The 23,417-nt window shown below is 42.4% G+C and carries 16 protein-coding genes; 2 read left to right on the plus strand and 14 right to left on the minus strand.

The window, feature by feature from the left end:
• Positions 1-165: 165 nt before the first annotated feature.
• The 14 genes from cysC to sdhC all read right to left on the minus strand — a co-directional run bounded on the left by cysC (position 166) and on the right by sdhC (position 20,421).
• The gene (gene cysC / locus AC2SLM_RS12025; protein ID WP_486541535.1) at positions 166-765 is read right to left on the minus strand and encodes an adenylyl-sulfate kinase; all 600 of its coding nucleotides are present in this window, start codon (positions 763-765) and stop codon (positions 166-168) included.
• 113 nt (positions 766-878) lie between these two features.
• Positions 879-2,606, minus strand: coding sequence for an SLC13 family permease (locus AC2SLM_RS12030; protein WP_486554120.1), 1,728 nt, complete (start codon positions 2,604-2,606; stop codon positions 879-881).
• Positions 2,607-2,845: 239 nt separating this feature from the next.
• Positions 2,846-4,096 carry a sulfate adenylyltransferase gene (gene sat / locus AC2SLM_RS12035; protein ID WP_486554122.1) on the minus strand — a complete coding sequence of 417 codons (1,251 nt, stop codon included), beginning with the start codon at positions 4,094-4,096 and terminating at the stop codon, positions 2,846-2,848.
• 385 nt (positions 4,097-4,481) lie between these two features.
• On the minus strand, positions 4,482-6,134 hold the full coding sequence (gene pgi, locus AC2SLM_RS12040; protein ID WP_486554134.1) for a glucose-6-phosphate isomerase: 1,653 nt from the start codon (positions 6,132-6,134) through the stop codon (positions 4,482-4,484).
• Between the two features lie 125 nt (positions 6,135-6,259).
• Positions 6,260-7,138 (minus strand): UTP--glucose-1-phosphate uridylyltransferase, encoded by an 879-nt coding sequence (locus AC2SLM_RS12045; RefSeq protein WP_486541529.1) that lies wholly within the window; start codon positions 7,136-7,138, stop codon positions 6,260-6,262.
• A gap of 408 nt (positions 7,139-7,546) precedes the next feature.
• On the minus strand, positions 7,547-8,422 hold the full coding sequence (sucD, locus tag AC2SLM_RS12050; RefSeq protein ID WP_486541527.1) for a succinate--CoA ligase subunit alpha: 876 nt from the start codon (positions 8,420-8,422) through the stop codon (positions 7,547-7,549).
• A 74-nt stretch (positions 8,423-8,496) separates the two neighbouring features.
• The gene (sucC, locus tag AC2SLM_RS12055) at positions 8,497-9,660 is read right to left on the minus strand and encodes an ADP-forming succinate--CoA ligase subunit beta (RefSeq protein ID WP_096065187.1); all 1,164 of its coding nucleotides are present in this window, start codon (positions 9,658-9,660) and stop codon (positions 8,497-8,499) included.
• A gap of 183 nt (positions 9,661-9,843) precedes the next feature.
• Positions 9,844-11,301 (minus strand): dihydrolipoyl dehydrogenase, encoded by a 1,458-nt coding sequence (gene lpdA, locus AC2SLM_RS12060; RefSeq protein WP_486554125.1) that lies wholly within the window; start codon positions 11,299-11,301, stop codon positions 9,844-9,846.
• 226 nt (positions 11,302-11,527) lie between these two features.
• Positions 11,528-12,769: a 2-oxoglutarate dehydrogenase complex dihydrolipoyllysine-residue succinyltransferase gene (gene odhB / locus AC2SLM_RS12065; protein WP_486554127.1), complete on the minus strand. Its 1,242-nt coding sequence runs from the start codon at positions 12,767-12,769 to the stop codon at positions 11,528-11,530.
• 240 nt (positions 12,770-13,009) lie between these two features.
• Entirely contained in the window at positions 13,010-15,889 is a 2,880-nt protein-coding gene (locus AC2SLM_RS12070; protein ID WP_486554136.1) for a 2-oxoglutarate dehydrogenase E1 component, read from the minus strand.
• Between the two features lie 754 nt (positions 15,890-16,643).
• Positions 16,644-17,354, minus strand: coding sequence for a succinate dehydrogenase iron-sulfur subunit (locus AC2SLM_RS12075; RefSeq protein ID WP_486541519.1), 711 nt, complete (start codon positions 17,352-17,354; stop codon positions 16,644-16,646).
• 175 nt (positions 17,355-17,529) lie between these two features.
• Positions 17,530-19,380 (minus strand): succinate dehydrogenase flavoprotein subunit, encoded by a 1,851-nt coding sequence (sdhA, locus tag AC2SLM_RS12080; protein WP_486554129.1) that lies wholly within the window; start codon positions 19,378-19,380, stop codon positions 17,530-17,532.
• A 262-nt stretch (positions 19,381-19,642) separates the two neighbouring features.
• Positions 19,643-20,014, minus strand: a complete 372-nt coding sequence (gene sdhD / locus AC2SLM_RS12085) for a succinate dehydrogenase, hydrophobic membrane anchor protein (RefSeq protein ID WP_486541515.1) — start codon at positions 20,012-20,014, stop codon at positions 19,643-19,645.
• The gene (gene sdhC, locus AC2SLM_RS12090; protein WP_486541513.1) at positions 20,014-20,421 is read right to left on the minus strand and encodes a succinate dehydrogenase, cytochrome b556 subunit; all 408 of its coding nucleotides are present in this window, start codon (positions 20,419-20,421) and stop codon (positions 20,014-20,016) included. Before sdhC ends, sdhD begins: the two co-directional genes overlap by 1 nt.
• 1,293 nt (positions 20,422-21,714) lie before the next feature.
• Between sdhC and AC2SLM_RS12095 the strand changes: the two genes are divergently transcribed.
• Positions 21,715-22,995, plus strand: coding sequence for a citrate synthase (locus AC2SLM_RS12095; RefSeq protein ID WP_486554131.1), 1,281 nt, complete (start codon positions 21,715-21,717; stop codon positions 22,993-22,995).
• A gap of 145 nt (positions 22,996-23,140) precedes the next feature.
• A partial coding sequence (locus AC2SLM_RS12100; RefSeq protein ID WP_486554133.1) for a helix-turn-helix domain-containing protein occupies positions 23,141-23,417 on the plus strand: 277 nt, incomplete at its 3' end.

Raw genomic sequence — 23,417 nt, forward strand, 5'->3', positions numbered from 1 at the left:
GTGCTTTGCTTAATCCGTTCTCAGGGGCGGGACTCTTTTTTGCCAATATATTGCGAAATTGTCTAACTTAGAATGACTAAGCGTCAAAAATTTCACTGCATATTGACTAAAAAATAGTCGCCGCCAGTGCCATGGTCGAATGTTCCACACGCCCTAATCGACATCTTATTTGATATAGTTATTCTCGATTAAGTAATCGACGACTTCTTTTGCTACCTCTTCGATCGCTCTGCCCTCAGTTTTTAAGCACAGCTCAGGATTGCTTGGCGCTTCATAAGGTGAGTCGATACCAGTAAAGTTAGGAATAACGCCGGCGCGTGCTTTTTTATATAAACCTTTAGGATCACGCTTTTCGCACTCAGACAACGGGGTATCGACGAAAATCTCAATAAAGTCATCACCCACTAATTCGCGTGCGGCATCTCTATCACTCTCAAAAGGAGAGATGAACGCAGTTGATACGATTAAGCCTGCGTCATTAAATAAGCGGCTCACTTCTGTGATACGGCGAATATTTTCCACACGGTCTTCATCAGAGAAACCCAAGTCTTTATTTAAGCCATGACGCACATTATCACCATCTAACAGATAGGTGGCATACCCTCTGTCGTGGAGCATACGGTCAACGGCATTGGCAATGGTTGATTTACCTGAACCAGACAGTCCGGTATACCATAAGATGCACGGTTTATTACCTAGCTTATCTTGTCTTTCAGCCGGTGTTACTGCTGCATCATGCCAAACGATATTGGTTGCTTTACTCATAATTCATCCTTAGTTAAACGATTAGGGGTTAGATTTTTTCAATAAAGTTATTCACTGGTTTGTTTGCTTTGATATAGACAGTCTTTTATTAAAGACAGTTTAATACCAACAACCTAAAACGGATAGATGATGGGAATCATCACTACACAGACTGCTATACAGGCCACAGTAATTAACCCGCCTACTTTGGCAAAATCCTGCAATCGGTATAGTCCTGTGTTATACACCATCAAATTAGTCTGATAGCCAAAAGGGCTGATAAACGAGCAAGAGGCGCCAAAGCAAACGGCCAATACCAAGGGAAACGCATTGATATCCATACCCTCAGCTAAGCTGTAGGCAATAGGAAACATCAATGCCGCTGCGGCATTATTGGTTAATAACTCGGTAATACTAATAGTGATTAGCAGGACACCCAACAATGTCCATAATGGCGCATGACCCGCTAACGTTTGGGCCGCAAAGCTAGCAATCTGTCCATCTAGGCCGACGGTTTGCATCGCATTAGCCAAACATAAGGCACTGACCACAATCAGCCAAATACTGACTGGAAAATGACGTCTGGCTTCATTAACCGTAATACAGCCGGTAAATAATAGCGCTGAAAATAAGATAAGTGCTAAATCAAATAACGGCCTACCGGTGATAACAGAGGCAGCAATCATGCTGATGAAACCGATTAACACCAGCTTCTCACGCCAGCCACTAATCATATTGTCAGGATTGATACCTGAGAGTACAAAGAAGTTTTTTCTAAGATTGCTACGACTGGCAAAGTCCGCACCAGTGGCTAACAGCAAGATATCACCTGCCCTTAAGGTAATTTCGCCAAGTCGACCGCTAACATTACCACTTTCTCGGCGAATCGCCACAACAGCGGCATCAAATTGCGCTCTAAAGCCAATTTCTCTAAGCGTTCTACCCGTTAAGCTCGACTCTTGTTTAATCACCACTTCGGTCAGCTCTTGAATGGGTAGACCATTATTTTCTGCAAACAACACCAGCCCATCGAACTGGTTTAAAATCTGTATTTTTTTAACATCTCCACTAAACAGTAGTTTATCGCCTGCTTGCAGGACACGTGAATGCGATACAGGTGCGATTAGACGATTACCACGGATAATCTCCGCTAAAAACAAGTCAGAAAGATTGCGTAGACCTGCCTCTCCCACTGTTTTGCCTATCAGGCTAGAAGTTGCTTCAATTTTGGCTTCAACAAAGTACTCTTCAACCGACTCTTTTTTATCTACATGCTTTGGCAGCATAGAGCTGGTGAAATAAAGGATCACTGAACCAAAGAAAAATATCGCTATACCAACCGGCGTTAAGGTAAAAAACCCTATCGCTTCATGACCCTGCTTGACCCACATACTATTAACCACAAGGTTAGTCGATGTGCCTATTAACGTCATCGTGCCGCCTAATGTGGCTGCAAAACACATGGGAAGCAGTAAGCGCGACGTATTCACCTGCGGATTTTTTTGAATACTACCAATCATAGCGGCCACAACAGCGGTATTATTTAATACCGCTGACGACAAGCCAGAAAAAGCAATGGTACGTAGAACTGAGCTCTTCTCTGACTTAGCAAACAAATACCGCGTTAGGTGATTTAATATACTGGTCTTTTCAAGCGCATACGAGATTAGTATCAGCAGTACCAACGTCGCTAAGCCCTCATTAGTCGCATTGTCGAGCAAAGTAGCACTGTCCACCCATCCTAGGCCAAATATCAACAGTAAAACACCGCCAAAGATGGCGGTGGTATGCTGCTGAAACCTAATAAGGAGTGCGACAAGAATGACTAATATCGCGCTCAGTAAATACATGGTTAGGGTCATGACATAACGGCCTGAATATAATAGAAATAACGCCAACCAGAAGAGACTTTGTTGACGAATTTACTATAGAGGCCTAACTGTTGGGTTGCAAATGGATATAATGAAAAGCGTTATAGCGAATCAGTATATAGAGCAGCTTAACTACGATAATGCTCGTTATTTAACTACCCATTTAACATCTAAATATCGCTTAAACCTATACAGGATTAAGCATCAGATAAACCCAACTCTTATTCAGCTTATTTTGCTGATGCACCTTTAAGCTCGACCTTAGCGCGGTCCTCTTTTGCAATCGTTGCATAATAATCACGCAAAATCTGTAATACCTCTGGACGGCTGAAGTTTTCAGGGACTTCTTGGTCTTCAGACAGCGCTTTACGTAGCTTAGTACCTGACACTTTAACGTGATGCTCAGCATCATGTGGGCATGTCTTGGTTGATGCCATTGCTTGACACGCGTTACACCAGAACGTCCAATCGATTTTAATGGGTTTGGTTTTTAACGCATCTTCTGGAATCTCATCAAAGATATCTTGTGCATCAAACGCACCATAATAATCGCCAACACCGGCATGGTCACGACCGACAATAAGCTCTGAACAGCCATAGTTCTGTCTAAATAATGCATGTAATAATGCCTCACGTGGACCGGCATAGCGCATATCTAGTGGATAACCTGACTGGATAACTGTATCTTTTCTGAAGTAGTTATCAATCAAAGTGGCAATGGCTTCTTGGCGCACTTCTGCCGGAATATCACCTGGCTTTAACGCCCCTAATAATGAGTGAATCATCACGCCATCACATGTTTCTACAGCGATTTTGGCTAGATATTCGTGTGAGCGGTGCATCGGGTTACGGGTTTGGAAAGCGGCGACTTTTTTCCAGCCTTTTTTAGCAAACTCTTCACGAGTCTGGGTTGGTGTCATATAGATACCGGCATATTCGGTTGGGAATTCACCTTGGCTAAATACTTCGACACGGCCAGCTAAGTTAACATCAGCCTGCTCCATCACTTTTTTAACACCTGGATGGTCAGTGTCAGTAGTACCGAAAACAGTTTGGCATTCGTGTGCTTTGTCGATGGTGTATTTCTCTTCTAAGAATAAAATACCCATGATTTCACCATCTTCTGCTTTTAGCGCAATCTCATCGCCAATCTCAAAGCTGTCCGCTTCTTCTTGACTGGCTGATAATGTAATAGGGATCGGCCAAAACAGACCTTCGTTCTCGCCTGATTTTAGTTCCATATCATCACAGACGCCTTGCCAATCCGCTTTATTCATAAAGCCATCTAGAGGCGTAAAACCACCAATGCCTAGCATAATTAAATCACCACGTTCTCGCGAAGTCATGGTCACGCTAGGTAGGGTTTGGGCTTTTTTAAGTGCATTCTCTAACATTTCGCCTTCAAGTAGAAGAATGTTTAGAGCAGGGCTACCGTGCGGAGTTACTAATTTATCTAATGCTGCTTCAAGGCTGTTTGACATTCGAGACATCCTGTTTTAAATAGGGTTATTGATGTAATAATTCGATATAGCTTGATAGCTGAAGGTATCAGCCGCTAGTATAGAAGTCAGCAGTCGTTATTATCAAGTACAGCAAAGCCTTACGGCCTGCTTCATCGATGCTCTATGCAACAAAATAGACGATAAACTGGTAGCCTAAATCTTGAAGGAGTATAGCGATAGGCCATGAGTGCTCTAGCTGTCAGCCTAATATACTTTAATAGCTTATAAATAATAGGCAGGGTAAAAATTTCTGAACAGAAAAAGTAAAGGCTAAATAAGAATAAGAAAGCAACGCTTTGTAGGGTCAAGGCGTTGCTTTTTAATAAAGAATTGATGTGATATAGAAGGTATTGGAATAAAGGGTTTAACCACTACTATTATTAATATGATTAAGCAGCGTCCGTGTTGAGCCATCAAATTGTAGTCTTAGCTTCGTCGCCTCAGCTTGAGCTTGTGCGCTTTCTTCTGAATCTGCTGCTATTAGGCTAGCGAAGACTTCATTTGCCACCTGCTTACCCATCTCCACGCCCCACTGGTCAAATGGGTTAATATCCCAAACACTGGCCATCACAAATACTTTGTGTTCATACAAAGCAATGAGCGCACCAAAACTGGTTGGGGTTAGCTCATTTAACAGAATGGTTGTTGACGGCTGATTACCACGGTAACGTTTAAATTTATCAAGCTCTGAGACAGGTTGGTCCAGCTTGGGTGCTAGCGCATTATTACCAAAAGCAAGTACACGGCTCTGTGCCAAGCAGTTGGCTAATGATAGTGCATGCTGATGCTTAAGCTCGCCGGCATCCCTACCCTCATAATAATTAACGCAAGCAATAAAATCACAGGACACTTTTTGGGTGCCTTGATGCAGCAGCTGATAAAAAGCGTGCTGCGCATTGGATCCAATCTCGCCCCATAAAATAGGACAAGTAGCATAGCGAACAGGCTCGCCAGTATGAGTAACCGATTTGCCATTACTCTCCATCTCAAGCTGGGTTAAGTAGCTAGGCAGATATTTTAAGCGGCCATCATAAGGCAATACCGTATGGGCGTTAATACCCATAAAGGTACTGTTCCACACACCGATTAGGCCTAATAATACAGGCAGGTTCTGATCAAAGTCAGCCGTTAAAAAGTGCTCATCCATCGCATGAGCACCTGCGAGCATCTCTTTAAATCGGTCCATACCGATACGAACCGCAACCGCTAGGCCAATGGCCGACCACATAGAAAAACGACCACCCACCCAGTCCCAAAGCTTAAGCTGATGCTTAGGGTCTATCCCCCACTCGCTGACGCGCTGAGGGTTTGCAGAGATACCAATAAAGTGACGACGCAACAAGGTTGTTTGGCTCGCACCGGTTGCATATAGCCACGCTCGAGCTGTTTGCGCATTTGAAAGCGTATCTACCGTTCCAAAAGATTTCGATGAGATGATAAATAAAGTCGTCTCTGGGTTTAAGCGTTCAAGCAGGCTACCTAACTGGGTACCATCCATATTGGACACAAAATGCACATTAATATGGCTATCTGCCCACTCATCGAGCGCAGTATTGGTCATGACCGGTCCTAAATCAGAACCTCCAACCCCAATATTAACCACATCGGTAATTGCTTTACCCGAATACCCGCGCCATACGCCACTGCGGATACGCTCAACAATATCAGCGGCTTTATCTAAGCTGTCTTGTACTTCTGAAACCACATCTTGGCCATCAACGATCAACTGTGCATCACCTGGCAGACGCAGTGCGGTATGTAATGCTGCTCGCTGCTCACTACTATTGACTTTATCGCCTCGATATAGCGATTGGATGCGCAGCTTTAATCCACACGCTTGAGCCAATTCCATCAGTTTAGCGCGTACCTCATCATCCATACACTGCTTGGAATAATCAAAATATATACCTTGATTGCTGACACTAAAACGCTCGGCTCGACTTGGATCATCATCGAAAAGCGTACTTAATGACCAAGACTTTTGACCCAGTTTCTCAAGCGTTTGCCACTCTGGCAATGCGCTTGGCAAGACTGCTGCACGTTCTGATTTATCGGCCGATGAAGTGGGTTGATTTAAAGACATGACTTTTTACCTATTTAAAAAATATAGACCAGTACACACAATTCATGAGCTGCAAGCTTTTAGCTCTCAAGCTGTTTTTGAGCAAAATAAATAAAGGCCTGCATATAACTGGTCATATCACCGGCATCAAAGCTATCACCTAACATGGTCGTCACATCTACGCCTTGAGTACTGATTAAGGCATCGATAGCATCGGTCAATTGAATCTCACCACCTACTGACGGTTCAGTCTTCGCTAAATAATTGAAAATCTCAGGGGCGAATACATAGCGACCAACGACAGCCAGATTTGAAGGCGCCTGTTCTAGACTTGGCTTTTCTACAAATCCATCAACCGCAAAGCTGGCATTACTATTGTCGGTATTGGCTATACGCTCAAGCTGCTCTGCTTGTTTTAACTTAGCAATACCATATTTATGCACATCGTCATCGGCAACGGCGCTGACCAAGATTTGTGAGTGTTGGGACTTCTCAAACGCTGTCATCATAAACGCTAGGTTATCTGTGCTCATATTGGTCGTAAATGGATTAAGCACCACATCCGGCAGCAGTACGGCAAAAGGATTATCACCCACGATAGGACGTGCCTTTAATACCGCATGACCTAAACCTAAGGGCTTGCCTTGCCGAATCACTGACACCGACACGTCATCAGGCAGCCAGTTTAAGCTATCGGCAAGCTCATCTTTACTCTTGGCGCGTAACTGATTATCGAGCTCAGCATTAACATCAAAATAGTTTTCAATAGCACTTTTTTGTGCATGACCCACCAGTACAATGTTTTTGATGCCGGCGGCTATCGCCTCTTCAACCACATAATGAATCGCCGGACGATTGCCCAAAGGTAACAGCTCTTTAGGCACTGACTTTGATAGTGGCAACATACGGGTACCAAATCCAGCAACAGGAATAACGGCATGGGTAACAGGTGAGTTCATAAGCATCCAGTTCAGTATGAGTAAAATTAGAATGATTTATCGGTTATGAAGCTATTGTAGCAAACTTAACCGTTATCTCTATAAGCATTGATATAAATATCCGTATCATAATCAATTAAGATGACTGACAAATTAATATAAACAAAAAAAAAGAGCACCCCGAAGAATGCTCTTTTATTATTTTAGCTAAGAACCTGTATTCACAAGCTATAATTGGCTCTTTTTGCCTAAAACAAGCCACTACTTTGTTAAAATTCGGCTCGAATAGAAGGACTATTCAACCCAATTTTGCCTCGTATTGTCTCATTTTATTCTAAAAATACCATAACTGTAGCTTATGAATACAGGTTCTAAATGCTATTCGTATTAATTAAAAACAATAGTATTCAAGCTAACAGGGTCTGCAAATTACCAACCGGTAACTTCTTTAACTGTTTCACCAATCTTAGATGGGTCACGGGTGTAGGCGATTCCCGCATCTTCGAATGCTTTGAATTTCTCTTCAGCAGTACCTTTACCGCCAGAGATAATCGCACCAGCATGGCCCATACGCTTACCTTTAGGGGCAGTAACACCAGCGATGTATCCGATAACTGGCTTGGTTACGTGCTCTTTGATGTAAGCTGCCGCTTCTTCTTCAGCAGTACCACCGATTTCACCGATTAGTACAATCGCTTCAGTTTGAGGATCTTCTTGGAACATCTTTAAGCAATCGATTTGGTTCATACCTGGGATTGGGTCACCGCCGATACCGATACAAGTAGACTGACCGAAGCCTAATTTAGTAGTTTGAGCTACCGCTTCATAAGTCAATGTACCAGAGCGTGAGATGATACCCACTTTACCTGGCTGATGGATGTGGCCTGGCATGATACCGATTTTGCACTCACCTGGAGTGATAACGCCTGGGCAGTTTGGACCAACCATTTTCACATCACCAGCTTCTTCGATGTAACGCTTCGCTTTTAGCATATCTAAAGTAGGTACGCCTTCAGTAATCACAACAATTAGCTTAACACCAGCGTCTACTGCTTCGATGATTGAATCTAGAACGAATGGCGCTGGGACGTAGATAACTGACGCATCAGCGTTCGTTGCTTCCATTGCCTCGCTCATAGTATTGAATACTGGTAGGCCTAGGTGAGTTTGACCACCTTTACCTGGGGTTACACCACCAACAACTTTAGTACCGTACTCAATCGCTTGTTCTGAATGGAAAGTACCATTTTTACCAGTAAAACCTTGCACCAATACTTTGGTGTCTTTGTCGATTAATACACTCATTATTTACTCCGAATTATGGTTATATAACTTAAAAGGTTATTTATAAATTTGAATTTTTTGTGTTGGGCTTGCTATTAAGCAACAGCATCAACAATTTTTTGTGCAGCATTAGATAGACCTTGTGCTGAAATAACTTCAACATCCGACTCGTCTAATAACTTAGCACCTAATTCAGCATTGTTACCTTCTAAGCGAACCACGACAGGTACAGTGACATTTACTTCTTTAACAGCAGCAATAATTGCTTCAGCAATCATGTCACAACGTACGATACCGCCGAAGATATTGATTAGAACGCCTTTTACACTCTCATCTTCTAAAATGATTTTGAATGCTTCAACAACGCGATCTTTAGTTGCTCCGCCGCCAACGTCTAGGAAGTTAGCTGGCTTACCGCCATACAGCTTGATGATGTCCATTGTTGCCATTGCAAGACCAGCACCGTTAACCATACAACCGATGTTACCTTCAAGCGCAACGTAGTTTAGGTCAAACTCGGCCGCTTTAAGCTCACGCTCATTTTCTTGTGAAGGGTCATGTAGCTCAGCGATTTTTGGCTGACGGAATAGCGCGTTTGAATCAACACCGATTTTGCCGTCAACACAAGCCAATTCACCATTTTCACGAACGGCTAGTGGGTTGATTTCAATCATATCGAAATCATTTTCGACGAATGCTTTGTATGCGCCCGTCATTAGTTTAACGAACTGGTTGATTTGCTTGCCTTCAAGACCCAGTTTGAAACCAACTTCACGTGCTTGGAAAGGCATTAGACCCACTAATGGATCCACTGTGATGCTAAAGATTTTCTCTGGCGTTTCTTCTGCAACTTTCTCAATTTCAACACCACCTTCGGTAGATGCCATGAAAGTCACACGACGAGTTGCACGGTCAACAACCGCACCTAGGTATAGCTCAGTTTGTACTGGGTACATATCTTCTGCAACCAATACGAAGTTTACTGGCTGACCTTCAGCGTCAGTTTGATAAGTGACTAAGTTGGTACCGATTAGCGCATCAGCGATTTCTTTCGCTTCTTCGCGAGTCTTAGCAAGCTTAACACCGCCCGCTTTACCACGGCCACCAGCGTGTACCTGTGCTTTGATAACGGCAACGTCAGTTGGTGTCTTGTCAAATGCTTCAGCAGCTTCATCACCGCTATACGCGATAATACCTTTCTGGATAGGTAAGCCGTAGCTTTCTAATAACAGTTTGGCTTGATACTCATGTAAATTCATAAAGTTATCCTTTAATTTTTTAATTTTAAGTTTTAAGACTGGCTCTAACCCAAAAATGCAGGACATTTTATTTTAAATTAGAGCCAGCCGCTTTATTCGCAACAGACTTAGATAAATAATATTGTGTTAATAATATGATGTTTAAGTCTATTTACAATAATTCACTATTCGCACAATAATGTCTTATTTGCGTTTTTTGCGTTGAATAGCGTGAATAGCACGGCCATCTGCTGATAGCGCTGCTTCGTGTACCGCCTCACTGATGGTTGGGTGAGCAAAGGTCATTAACTGTAGGTCTTCAATGCTTGAAACAAATTCCATAGCAATCATACCTTGGTGAACGATATCACCGGCACCCGCACAAATAGCATGCATACCTAATAAACGATCGGTCTTAGCATCAGCCACCACTTTGATTGAACCTTGGCCTTCGCTTTGAGCCAATGCACGCCCGTTAGCTGCTAGGTTGAATGAACCCGTTTTAACCTCATAGCCCTGTTCTTCAGCGGCTTGCTCAGTTAAACCAACCCATGCAATCTCTGGATGCGTGTAAATAACATTGATGATAGTGTCATAGTTAACTTGTGCTTTTTCGCCATGAATACGCTCAACGGCCATCATGCCCTCTTCCATTGCTTTGTGGGCAAGCATTGGACCACGCACCAAGTCGCCAATAGCGTAAACGCCCTCTAGATTGGTTTTACACTGATCGTCAACTTCAACCAGACCACGGTCAGTCAACTTAATACCTGAGTCTTCACCCAGTAATTTTTCAGAGTAAGCACGGCGACCGACACAAACGATTAATTTGTCGAAGGTTTCCTCAGATGACTCACCACCTTTTTCGCTGGTCACCACTACTTGGCCGTCTTTTACTTCAGCATTGGTTACTTTGGTATCAACGCGGATGTCTAGACCCTGCTTCTTAAGTAGTTTGCCTGCCTCTTTAGCGATGTCTTTGTCAGCAGCAGCTAGGAATTCTGGAAGCGCTTCATAAACTACCACTTCGGCACCTAAACGACGCCATACTGAACCAAGCTCAAGACCGATAACACCAGCACCAATTACCCCTAAACGCTTAGGCGTTTCAGTAAAATCTAGAGCACCAGTAGAATCAACAATAATGCCTTCTTCGTTGTTAACTGGCGCAACAGGGATATCAATTGGCACAGAACCTGCTGCTAAAATAACGTTTTTAGCAGTGATAGTCGTTTCTGATTCATCTTCTAGCGCAGTAAATTTGATTTTTTTCTCAGCGCCTTTACCGTCAACTAAAGTACCCCAGCCTTGTAACCAGTCTACTTTGTTGCCTTTTAATAAAGCAGCAACACCACCGGTTAACTGTTTAACGATGGCTTCTTTACGCTCAATCATTTTAGGAACATCGATTTCAACATCACCAGTCGTGATACCGTGCTCTTCAAGCTCATGCTTGGTGGCTTCATAACGATGTGAAGAATCTAACAATGCTTTTGATGGGATACAACCAACGTTTAAGCAAGTACCACCTAAAGCAGGCTCACCTTTATAAACGCGCTTTTCGATACAAGCAACGCTCATACCTAACTGACCGGCACGAATTGCCGCCTCATAACCACCTGGACCACCGCCAATAACAACTAAATCATAACTGTCTTTCATAATATATTCCGTCTTTTAATCAGAGAATTTTAAAAGCTCTTTTATTTATAATTTGAATCATGAAATGATCTGCTTAAGCTTTTATTATCAGGTTAATGAATAAGGCAGCTTCGATTACTCTCTAAGTCTGCCTTATGATTAACAACAATCGTTATTAATGAGCTCAATAATCAATCCATAACGAAAAAGCTTGTACCAGATTTGCTCCGATACAAGCCCGTTGACCTTATAGGTCTAATAACATTTTAGCTGGATCTTCGATAAGCTCTTTGATAGTTACTAAGAACTGTACCGCATCTTTACCGTCAATCATACGGTGGTCGTATGATAATGCTAGGTACATCATTGGTAGGATTTCTACTTGACCATTAACTGCCATTGGGCGGTCGTTGATCGCATGCATACCTAAGATAGCCGTTTGTGGTGGGTTCAAGATTGGTGTTGACATTAATGAACCGAATACGCCACCGTTAGTGATAGTGAACGTACCGCCAGTCATGTCATCTAGAGACAATTTACCATCACGTGCCTTACCAGCAAATTCGCGGATACCTGATTCGATATCAGCCATGCTCATGCGGTCAGTGTCACGTAGTACAGGTACTACTAGACCACGGTCAGAAGATACTGCAACACCAACATCATAGTAACCATGATAAACAATGTCATCACCGTCGATTGATGCGTTAACTGCTGGGAAGCGTTTTAAAGCTTCAGTTGCCGCTTTAACAAACATAGACATAAAGCCTAGGCGCGTGTCATGGCGTTTTTCGAACTCTTCTTTATACTTAGCACGAAGATCCATCAATGGCTTCATGTTAACTTCGTTGAACGTGGTTAACATTGCTGTTTCTTGAGTCGCGGCTAATAGACGGTTCGCAACAGTCTTACGTAGACGAGTCATTGGAACACGTTTCTCAGTACGCTCGCCGACAGATTCTGCAACAGGGCGACCGCTGTCAGACTTGATAGAGCTGTCTGCTTTCAGTTTAGGATTCGCCATATCTTGCTTAGTTACGCGACCACCACGGCCTGAACCTTCAACATTCTTAGGATCTACACCAGATTCTTTGGCAGCTTTACGAACTGCTGGGCTTTGATCTTTATGATCATCTGCAGAATCTTTAGATGCTTGCTTAGGCTCGCCACCGTCTGATGCTTCTTTTTCTGCAGCAGCATCGCTAGACTCTTCTTTATCACCTGAGCTGTCATCGCTTGAAGTAGATCCTGTTGCGCCTGCTTCAAATTCAGCAATAAGCTCATCAGATAATACAGTGTCATCTACCTGCTTAACGATTTTAGTCAGTACACCGTCATCTGGTGCCACAACCTCTAATACCACTTTATCTGTTTCAATTTCAGCTAGGATATCGTCACGATTAACTTGATCGCCTTCGCTGTAATGCCATTCTACGATAGTACCGTCAGCAACTGATTCTGGAAATACGGGGGCTTTGATCTCTGCCATGGGAATTGCTCCTGTTATATTAATATTAAGATCTTAATGATTAGCACATTGTTTTTTATGATTTAGAAAGTAACGCGTGCTTTGCAAAACTAATGCGGTTAAACCTGCCCTTAAATAATCTTTTCTCGAAAATTTTCAAGCCAATTAACGACAAAATAACCTGTTATTTAAAATAAACTTTTTTAAACGTTTAGATAAGCGTGAGGACCTAGGCAGCACTCTGCCTAGGTCCCTTTTTAATTATTTAAGTTGATCAACGTCAACACCCAGACCACCCGCGACTAATTCTTTTTGCTGACGGACATGGATAGAAGTTAGACCAGTTGCTGGCGCAGCAGATGCTGGACGCGCTACTGGCTCAACAATACGTGCTTTAGTCACACGTGGCTGATCGCCTTTTGGTCCGAAGATACGGAACATATGCGGTGCTAAGTAGTACCAAGCGCCTTGGTTCAATGGCTCTTCTTGACACCATACGATTTCTTCAAGGTTGCTGTATTTTTGCACTTCCGCCACCATTCTTTCTTCTGGTAATGGATATAGCTGCTCGATACGAACAATCGCTACATGGTCTAAACCAAGCTCACGGCGCTGCTCTAGTAAGTCATAATAAACCTTACCACCACACATTACTAAGCGAGTTACTTTATCGTTATCGCGCTCATCAATCTCTGGCAATACAGTCTCAAACTTACCATTAGCAAGTTCTTCTAATTGAGAGGTCGCAAGCTTATGACGTAACAAGCTCTTAGGCGACATAACAATTAATGGCTTACGGATTGGGCGAACAGCCTGACGACGTAGCGCATGGAAAATCTGTGCGGGCGTTGTTGGTGTGATAACTTGCATGTTATCTTCAGCACATAATTGTAAGAAGCGCTCTAGACGGGCTGATGAATGCTCAGGACCCTGACCTTCGAAGCCATGTGGTAGTAGCATAGTTAAGCCGCAAACACGTTGCCATTTGGTTTCACCACTAGAGATAAACTGGTCGATAACAACCTGTGCACCGTTTACGAAGTCACCGAACTGTGCTTCCCAAATAATCAATGCATTAGGCACTGTAGTCGCATAGCCATATTCGAAGGCCAACACTGCTTCTTCTGATAATAGCGAGTTATAAATCGCAAAGCGGGCTTGGTCTTCAGTAACATGAGCTAATGGTACATACATATCGCCATTTTCAACGTTATAAATCTCTGCATGACGATGTGAGAAAGTACCACGGCCCACATCTTCACCAGTAATACGAACTAGGAAGTCTTCATCAACTAGTGAGGCATAAGCTAATGTTTCAGCGGCACCCCAGTTAAGTGGCTCTTCACCCGTCTGCATCGCTAAACGCTGTTCGATTACTTTTTTAACTTGGCGCTGTAGCTTGAAGCCTTCTGGCATCTCTGCCATACGGCGGCCATATTCTTTTAGCTTCTCAATATCAACACTGGTATCCCAGTCATCTTCTAAGTCATGACCAAGATACGGTGTCCAGTCGACATATAATTCTTCGTTTGGCTCACTAACTAGAGCGCTGGCAACGTATTCGCCTTTGTCTAATGACTCACGGTATTCATCTTCTAATGCTTTATCTTCACCATCAGAGATAACACCGTCTTCGATTAGTTTTTGCGCATATAACGTACGAGTCGTTGGTAGCTTCTTAATAACTGAGTACATTAATGGCTGTGTCGCTGATGGCTCATCTGCTTCGTTATGACCATTGCGGCGATAGCAGAATAAGTCAATCACGATGTCTTTATGGAACTCATGACGATAATCTAACGCCATTTGAGCCGCAAATACTACTGCTTCAGGATCATCACCATTCACGTGTAGAATTGGTGCGTGAACCATCTTCGCAATATCAGTACAGTATTCAGTAGAACGTGCATCTTCTTGACGGCTGGTCGTGAAGCCCACTTGGTTATTGATAACTAAGTGAACCGTACCACCTGTAGTATAGGCGCGAGTCTGTGACATTTGGAAAGTTTCTTGAACCACACCCTGTGCAGCAATCGCAGCGTCACCATGTACCACTAATGGCAATACTAGGTTACCGTCTGTGTCGTTACGACGTACTTGACGCGCACGAACAGAGCCTTCTAATACAGGAGAGACGATTTCAAGATGCGATGGGTTGAACGCTAAAGCTAAATGCGCTTCGCCACCTGGGGTCATGATGTTTGAAGAGTAACCATTATGGTATTTAACGTCGCCTGAACCTTTTTGAGGAACGACTTTACCATCGAACTCATCAAACAAATCAGCTGGGTTTTTACCCAAGATATTTACCAATAAGTTTAGACGACCACGGTGAGCCATACCGATAACCATTTCTTTTGTACCATACCCACCAGCACGTTGAATGATTTCGTGAACAGCAGGGATGAAGCTTTCACCACCTTCTAGACCAAAACGCTTAACACCAGTGTATTTACGTGCTAAGTATTTCTCTAGACCTTCAGCAGCCGTTAAACGCTCAAGAATTGATTTGCGTTTTTCAGCATCAAATTTGATATGGCCTAAATTGGTTTCTATGTACTCCTCAAACCAACGCTTTTCAGTACTGGTTGTCACGTGCATGTACTCAAGACCAATGTGACGGCAGTAAACACGCTCAGCAATTTCAATAATTTCGCGAAGTGTCGCTTCAGGCTTACCAATATTAAAATCACTGGTCGGGAACACGGTGTCTAAATCCGCTTCTGATAGCCCGTGGAATTCAAGCGTTAGATCTTCTACTTCAGCACGTGGATGTAGCTGTAAAGGATCAAGCTGTGCACGGCGATGACCACGACGACGATAAGCCGAGATAAGCTTCTGCACACCCATCTGTCTTGGGTCAACACAGTTGGCGACATTGTTACCTTGTGCACCAGTGTTACTAGCAGCCCCTACAGCAGGTAGCTTATTCGCAGTTTGGTTGCGAGCAAGTAGTAAGAACTGATCTTGAATGACATGATGCAGTGCATCGTTACCTGTCTCAAATTCTTTGAAATAGGCTTGCCAGTCAGCATCTACACTGTCTGGATCCTGTAGATACTGCTCATATAGAGACTCAATATAGCTTGCATTGTCTCCAGCAAGCTCTGTGGCCGCGGTTTTTTGGACATCTTGATTCATAGTATTCATAGTCTTTTCTTATTTACATTAAGGTTTAATTAAAATAAAACGCGATTAAGTCACACTGGCTATGGATGATTCAACATTATGGGATGCTTAGTGCAAATTTATAGTGGCTTATACAAGCGACTCTAAAAATGATAAGCCATTATTCTTCTATTTATACCACCAGAATGCATATTTGAGAGTAAACGGCACTATTGACCATTAAAAACCCTCTATTTTACTCTCTCTTTTCACTATCCGTAACCTAGATTAATGTTTATTTTACTCACAGTTATAGCGAGTGTTGTATGTTTAGGGTACAAAGTACAACTTTAAGACTATCGGCGGCTTTTATTTTAATAGTCTTGCCAAATAACACCGCTTTTAACGTTTATTTTGACTTAAAACGATGCCAGTCTTATGACAACGATAAAAGCCGGCACATCTTACCTACTTTGATGCAGATACCGTGCCAGTTTTATGCGTACTTAACTTACCTGAACATTTATTTATTATTTATAGGTTTAGACTACGATAGTTTAGGCTACAGTTGCTCACTGAATATAAGGGTAACATGGAACCTAAATCTTCATCGTTTGTTTGTTCAATAGTAGATATTTAGAAACTAAATGTTCATCATTCGCACTAACGCAATTTTAACAAAAAAAGACCCCTATCAACAAATAGAGGTCTGTCGTAATCACGTAAAGTATCGCTAATATATGCTATCTATTCTGTAACAGTTGAAACTTAATAATAAAGAGCACGCTTAACCCGCTTGCTCAAGTAGTAAGTTACGTAGATGGCCGATAGCACGCGTTGGGTTTAGGCCTTTCGGACAAACCGATACACAGTTCATGATACCACGGCAGCGGAATAAGCTGAACGGATCATCAAGACGTGCTAAACGAGCTTGGGTATCGCTATCTCGGCTATCGGCAACAAAGCGGTAAGCATTCAATAGCGCAGATGGGCCCAAGAATTTATCAGGGTTCCACCAGAATGATGGGCAGCTGGTTGAACAGCACGCACATAGAATACATTCATAAAGACCATTTAGCTTTTCACGGTCTTCAGGAGATTGTAGACGCTCTGTTGGCGGTGCAGGCTGTTCGTTGATTAAGAAAGGATGAACTTTCTCATACTGCTCATAGAACTGGTTCATATCCACAACTAGGTCACGTACAACTGGCAAACCTGGTAATGGACGAATGGTAATTTTTTCAGGAAGCGTGTTCATGTTAAGCAAACATGCCAATCCGTTTTTACCATTGATGTTCATACCATCAGAACCACAAATACCTTCACGGCATGAACGGCGGAAAGTAATGCTTTCATCTTGTTTTTTCAAACGTAGTAAAACGTCAAGCAACATACGATCTGAGTCTAAAAGCTCAACCGTATATGTTTGCATGTAAGGGGCTGCGTCCTTATCAGGGTCGTAGCGGTATAACTCAATGGTGCGAGTACCTCGGCTCATAGTGCTAACTCCACACGGTGTAGAGCTGTTTTTTCAAACGCATTGAAATCTGACATCTGATAAAACAGCTTTACTAATTTAAAAATTAAATTCAAAAATTAACGTCAAATAGCTTATTTAAGCGTTTCTATAAGTAGGTTAGAAAAGCGATTATCGCCTCTAACCTACCGGTAAATTAGTAAACGCGTACTTTAGGCTCAACGTAATCAACAGTCAGTGGTACTTTGCGAACAGGCTTATAGATAACCTTATTGCCTTCAGAATACCAAAGCGTATGCTTCATCCACTCGTTATCGTTACGACCGTTTGGTGCAACTGGATCATCTTCTGGACGATCATAATCAAGTACGGTATGCGCACCGCGGCATTCATGACGTTTTGATGCTGAAATCATTGTTGCTTTAGCGACCTCATAAAGGTTAGCCACTTCTAATGCTTCAATACGCGCAGTGTTAAATACTTGTGACTTATCAGCAAGATGGATATTCTCCACTTTCTCGCCTAGCGCCAATAGTTTCTCAACACCTTCGTCCATTAACTCTTGAGTACGGAATACACTGGCGTGCTTCTGCATCAATGCACGAATCTCATCAGCGACGTCTTGTGCGTTGTGACCTTGAGTTGATTGCTGCAATTTGTTTAAGCGGCCAACAGTATAGTCAAGAACGCGTGGATCAATTGGCTTGTAGTTGTGGTCTGCATGATGGTAATCATCAGTGATGTGCTTACCAGCAGCACGGCCGAATACAACCAAGTCAAGCAGTGAGTTAGTACCTAAACGGTTCGCACCGTGAACACTCACACAAGCACATTCACCGATAGCGTATAAGCCTTTAACTACTTTACCTTCAGTGTATAAGCCTTCTTCGTTTGGACCACTGTCCAAATCAGGAACAATAACCTGACCATGAATAGTGGTTGGAATACCGCCCATCATATAGTGAATGGTTGGGATAACTGGAATTGGCTCTTTAGTGATATCAACGTTAGCAAAGTTTTTACCAATCTCAAACACTGATGGTAAACGCTTCATAATGGTCTCAACCCCTAAGTGAGTCATATCCATTACGATATGGTCAGCATTAGGCCCACAACCACGGCCTTCTTTAATTTCTTGGTCCATTGAACGTGATACTAGGTCACGAGGTGCCAAGTCTTTAACAGTTGGTGCATAACGCTCCATGAATGCTTCGCCATCTTTATTACGTAAGATAGCGCCTTCACCACGGCAACCTTCGGTTAATAGTACGCCGGCACCGAATACACCCGTTGGGTGGAACTGCCAGAATTCCATATCTTGTAATGGAATACCTGCGCGTACTGCCATACCAAGGCCGTCACCGGTGTTGATATAAGCGTTAGTAGATGCCGAGAAGATACGGCCAGCACCACCAGTAGCAAGAACAGTATGGTTTGCTTGGAATACCGCAACAGTACCTGTTTCTTGTTCGATAGCGACAACGCCGTTGATGTTACCATCTTCATCTTTAATTAAGTCAAGCGCAATCCACTCGATGAAAAACTCAGTGCCTTTCTCAAGGTTCTTTTGATATAGCGTATGCAGTAGCGCATGACCAGTACGGTCAGCTGCAGCACAAGCACGTTGTACAGCCTTTTCACCATAGTTTGAGGTATGACCACCAAACGGACGTTGATAGATAGTACCATCTGGGTTACGGTCAAATGGCATACCCATATGCTCAAGCTCATACACTACTTTTGGTGCTTCGCGGCACATATATTCAATAGCGTCTTGGTCGCCTAACCAGTCAGAACCTTTTACAGTATCGTAAAAATGGAAATGCCAGTTATCATCACTCATGTTACCAAGGCTTGCACCAATACCACCCTGCGCCGCAACAGTGTGCGAACGGGTTGGAAATACTTTGGTGATAACGGCGACTTTCATGCCACCTTCGGCCAATTGTAGCGCCGCACGCATACCTGAGCCGCCACCGCCAACGATAACAGAGTCGTAATTTAGGGTTTTAATATTGCTAATTGTATTGTCTTGTCTAGTTGCCATTACGTTTTCCTAATGAATACGTTAGTCGTCATATTAGCTGGCGATGGGCGCTATATTAAGTCAGTTATTACTAAAATACTGCCACTAAAATCTCTTAAATAACTACTGAATGTACAAATCACATAGCGTATTTTAGCCGATTAATATAGCCTCACATTACCAGACAGGCTCACTTTTATTTAGAGTTGGTTTAAGTATTAATGTCAACTTAAGCGGCACGCCTTGTCTTAGTAGATTCCTAAGCTTAAAGCAGCCACTTAGATTAAATAATACCGCGACCCCAAAAAATCATGACACCCCAAAATAGATACACTAAAATTGCGATAATCATAGCGGCTTGCAACACAATGCGTAAGCCAGTTGATTTAATGTAGTCGGTAAATACAGTCCACATACCTACCCAAGCATGAGCCGCTAGTGCAATAATTGCGACTAAACTTAATAGACGCATCGGCATGCTCATGATGAATCTTACCCACTCTTCATAGTGCACATCACCATGAGTTAGGAAGAAGCCTACCATCACTACAGCATATACGGCCAATACAACGGCACTGATACGCTGCATAATCCAATCGCGCGAGCCTGAACCTGTTAGGCCAGTCGCACTTTTAATTCCAGAATCATTTCTCATTAGAACATCACCCATATAAATGATAGCACTATCAATATAGCGGCAATAACAAAACTCACAACTGATGCTGTTTTGCCTGACTTAAGCTCTTCGTTAAAGCCCATATCCGCAAATAAATGCTTAATACCCATAACGAAGTGGTAAGCCGTCGCAGCAACAAAGATCCATACGATAAAGCGTAGGACGATATTGTCAAACACAGCGGCAAAGTGGTGAGGAGAATATAAAGAAGTTTGTAGAAGCCACAGCATGACGGGAATCAGTAAGAACAGAATAATCCCTGAAATACGATGCAAAATCGAAGCTCTTGCCGTAGGTGAGCTGTTAACGCTTATCACTTGGCTAAGTGGCAAATTAATCGGTCGGTTGCTTTTCACAGCGGGCGTCCTTTTACGGTTGACACTCATGTTATCGCTTACACATCACAGCGACCTAACCCATTACTTAAATTACGAGTAATTTCTTAAGTAGCTACGAATAAAGCACACACGAGACGGATAAGTTAAGGAGTAGCTAACTGGCTAAATAAAGACTTAGCCGTACTGTAAAGCTTACAGCACTCTAAAATTATTTTTTAATTTTAAAAAAAGCTTAGAGTATAAGAATTCGATGCTAGAGCTGACACTGTTATACGAAACGGCAAGCACTACCTATTATCTACAGACAACGTACTACTTAATAGTTACTGCTTGATTGGATATGCGATTCTAAAATAAGGAGCTATGATAAACCGCATACGGTCAAACAAACAAAATAGGCGATGCATATCTGACAGTTTCGAAAAGCGTTGGCGACTATTAAAGAATTAACCAAATGAGATAACTAGGAGACTCTCCTATAAATTTATAATTAATATCAAACAACAACTAATAATAATTATAAATCAACGTCCTATAACGTATTAACTCTCAGTTAAATTACAAGCCAGCATCTGGAACGCAGTAATTATAGAGTTTGTTTCTATCAATTACAAATAAAATACTAAAACAACAACCCTCTTGCTAGCCCTAAGGCTACTCTTAATAGGTTATTGTCTATTTTTTATTACAGATTCACCACGATACTTTTGCTATCTCGTGTTAGTTTAATGTTACTTAACCTCTGCTTAGTCTGGCTTTAAGTGTAATAATTACCGGAAATCTCCGCCCCTTTTTACACCAAAAAACACTTTATTTTTATAAAATACAAAGCTTGGCTTCATTTTGGCATTTCAAAATTGATCTCATCTTCATTTACAAAGCATTAAACTACCGCTTGGTTAAAAACAATTAAAATAGGCAACAAACATTGACTAGGGGGTAGTGCTTACGTTATAAATGTTTTTTTCAATTGACTGTATTAACTGGTAATATATCAGTCGTCTCGTTTTATGCCTTACCAGAATTCGGCCAAAGCCTTTGTGACACAGTCTCCATATTGTTTTTTGAATGAGTATCGTGTGCCACAAATGGAATCGAAAAAAGCATAATGGCCATGCCGCTATGACTTAAACGGACTTTAGCAGGCTTTATAATCAGTGAATACAAATAACGAGCGTACTGTTTTTTGATTTTTTAACACGTTTTAAGTGTCATACCCGGTAACTTCAGCATAGAATAATCGCAGTGTTGGTACAGTCGAGTTAGATTGTCTGACCATGCCCATTTTATAGAAGTTATCATTCCAAATTTACTATTTATTCCAATAATCAAGAGGATTTTATGGCTAACGATACTGCATATTTAAAGGTAGATGGCGAAGAGCACGAACTACCCATTCTTAGAGGCACACTAGGCCATCCAGTAATTGATGTTGCTGCATTCCAAAGTGCAGGCTATTGGACATATGATCCAGGTTTTAAAGTAACCGCGCCTGTTGAGTCTCAAATCACTTTCATTAATGGTGAGAAAGGCGAGTTATTACACCGTGGTTATCCAATCGACCAACTTGCTGACAATGCAGAATACCTAGAAGTTTGCTATGCACTATTAAACGGCGAGCTACCCACTGCTGAGCAAAAAGAAGCGTTCTACAGCAAAATCCAAGACAACAAAGAAGTTGACGCGCAAATCCGCAACATCTTTGACGGCTTCGGTAAAGATGCTCACCCAATGGCAATGTTGATCAGCTTAATGGGCGCATTAGCCGCTGTTTATCACGACGGTCTAGACATCGCTGATGAAGAGACTCAAGAAGCTACTGCTGTTCGTCTAATCGCTAAGATTCCAGCACTTGCTGCTATGTGCTACCGTCATACTAAAGGCGAAAGCTTTGTTGAGCCACGTGATGACTTCAACTATGCTGAAAACTTCTTATACATGATGTTTGGTGATGCGTCTGACGCAAACTACAAAGTAGATCCAATCCTTGCAAAAGCAATGGACAAAATCTTCACCCTACATGCTGATCATGAGCAAAACGCTTCAACGTCTACTGTACGTTTAACTGCGTCTACTGGTGCTAACCCTTATGCGTGTATCGCTGCAGGTATCGTTGCACTATGGGGCCCATCACACGGCGGCGCTAACGAAGCGGTTCTAAAAATGCTTGATGAAATCGGCACTGTCGATAACGTTGAAGAGTTCATGGAAAAAGTGAAACGCAAAGAAGTGAAGCTAATGGGCTTTGGTCACCGCGTTTACAAAAACTTTGACCCACGCGCTAAAGTAATGAAAGAGACCTGTGATGAAGTATTGGGCGCTCTAGGTATCACTGATCCTAAGCTTGAGCTTGCTATGAAGCTTGAGAAAATCGCTCTAGAAGACGAGTACTTTGTTAAACGTAACCTATATCCAAACGTTGACTTCTACTCAGGTATCATCCTTAAAGCGATTGGTATCCCAACCTCTATGTTTACGGTAATCTTTGCTCTAGGCCGTACGTCAGGTTGGATTAGCCACTTAATCGAAATGCACCGCGCACCGTTCAAGATTGGTCGTCCACGTCAGTTATATACTGGTGAGACTAAGCGTGATTTTGTTAAGCTTGAAGACCGCAAATAATCAATACTGATAGCTGCTGATAATTAGTCGCCATTCGTATTCATTAGCTATCTTTTTGGATAATAAAAAGCCCTCGAGACTCTCGAGGGCTTTTTGTTGATATTTGTCCCGTCCTAAAATAAGTTTACGAAAAGGAAGCTTATAAATGGACAAAGCAGAAAGATCAAGGGTTAAACGAACACAGAAAGATTACACACTCGGCTTTAAATTAGCTGTGGTAGGGCAAGTAGAAAAAGGCGACATGACCTACAAACAAGCCCAAAAGCACTATGGCATACAAGGACGTAGTACCGTCCTAACTTGGCTTAGGAAACATGGTACATTAGACTGGAATACACCGCCAAAGAGCCTAAGAATGCCACACAAAGAAACCCCAGCCCAAATCATAAAAAGACTTGAGCGACAACTGGCTGATGAAAAAA

It is taken from the genome of Psychrobacter sp. CX16, assembly GCF_057396245.1.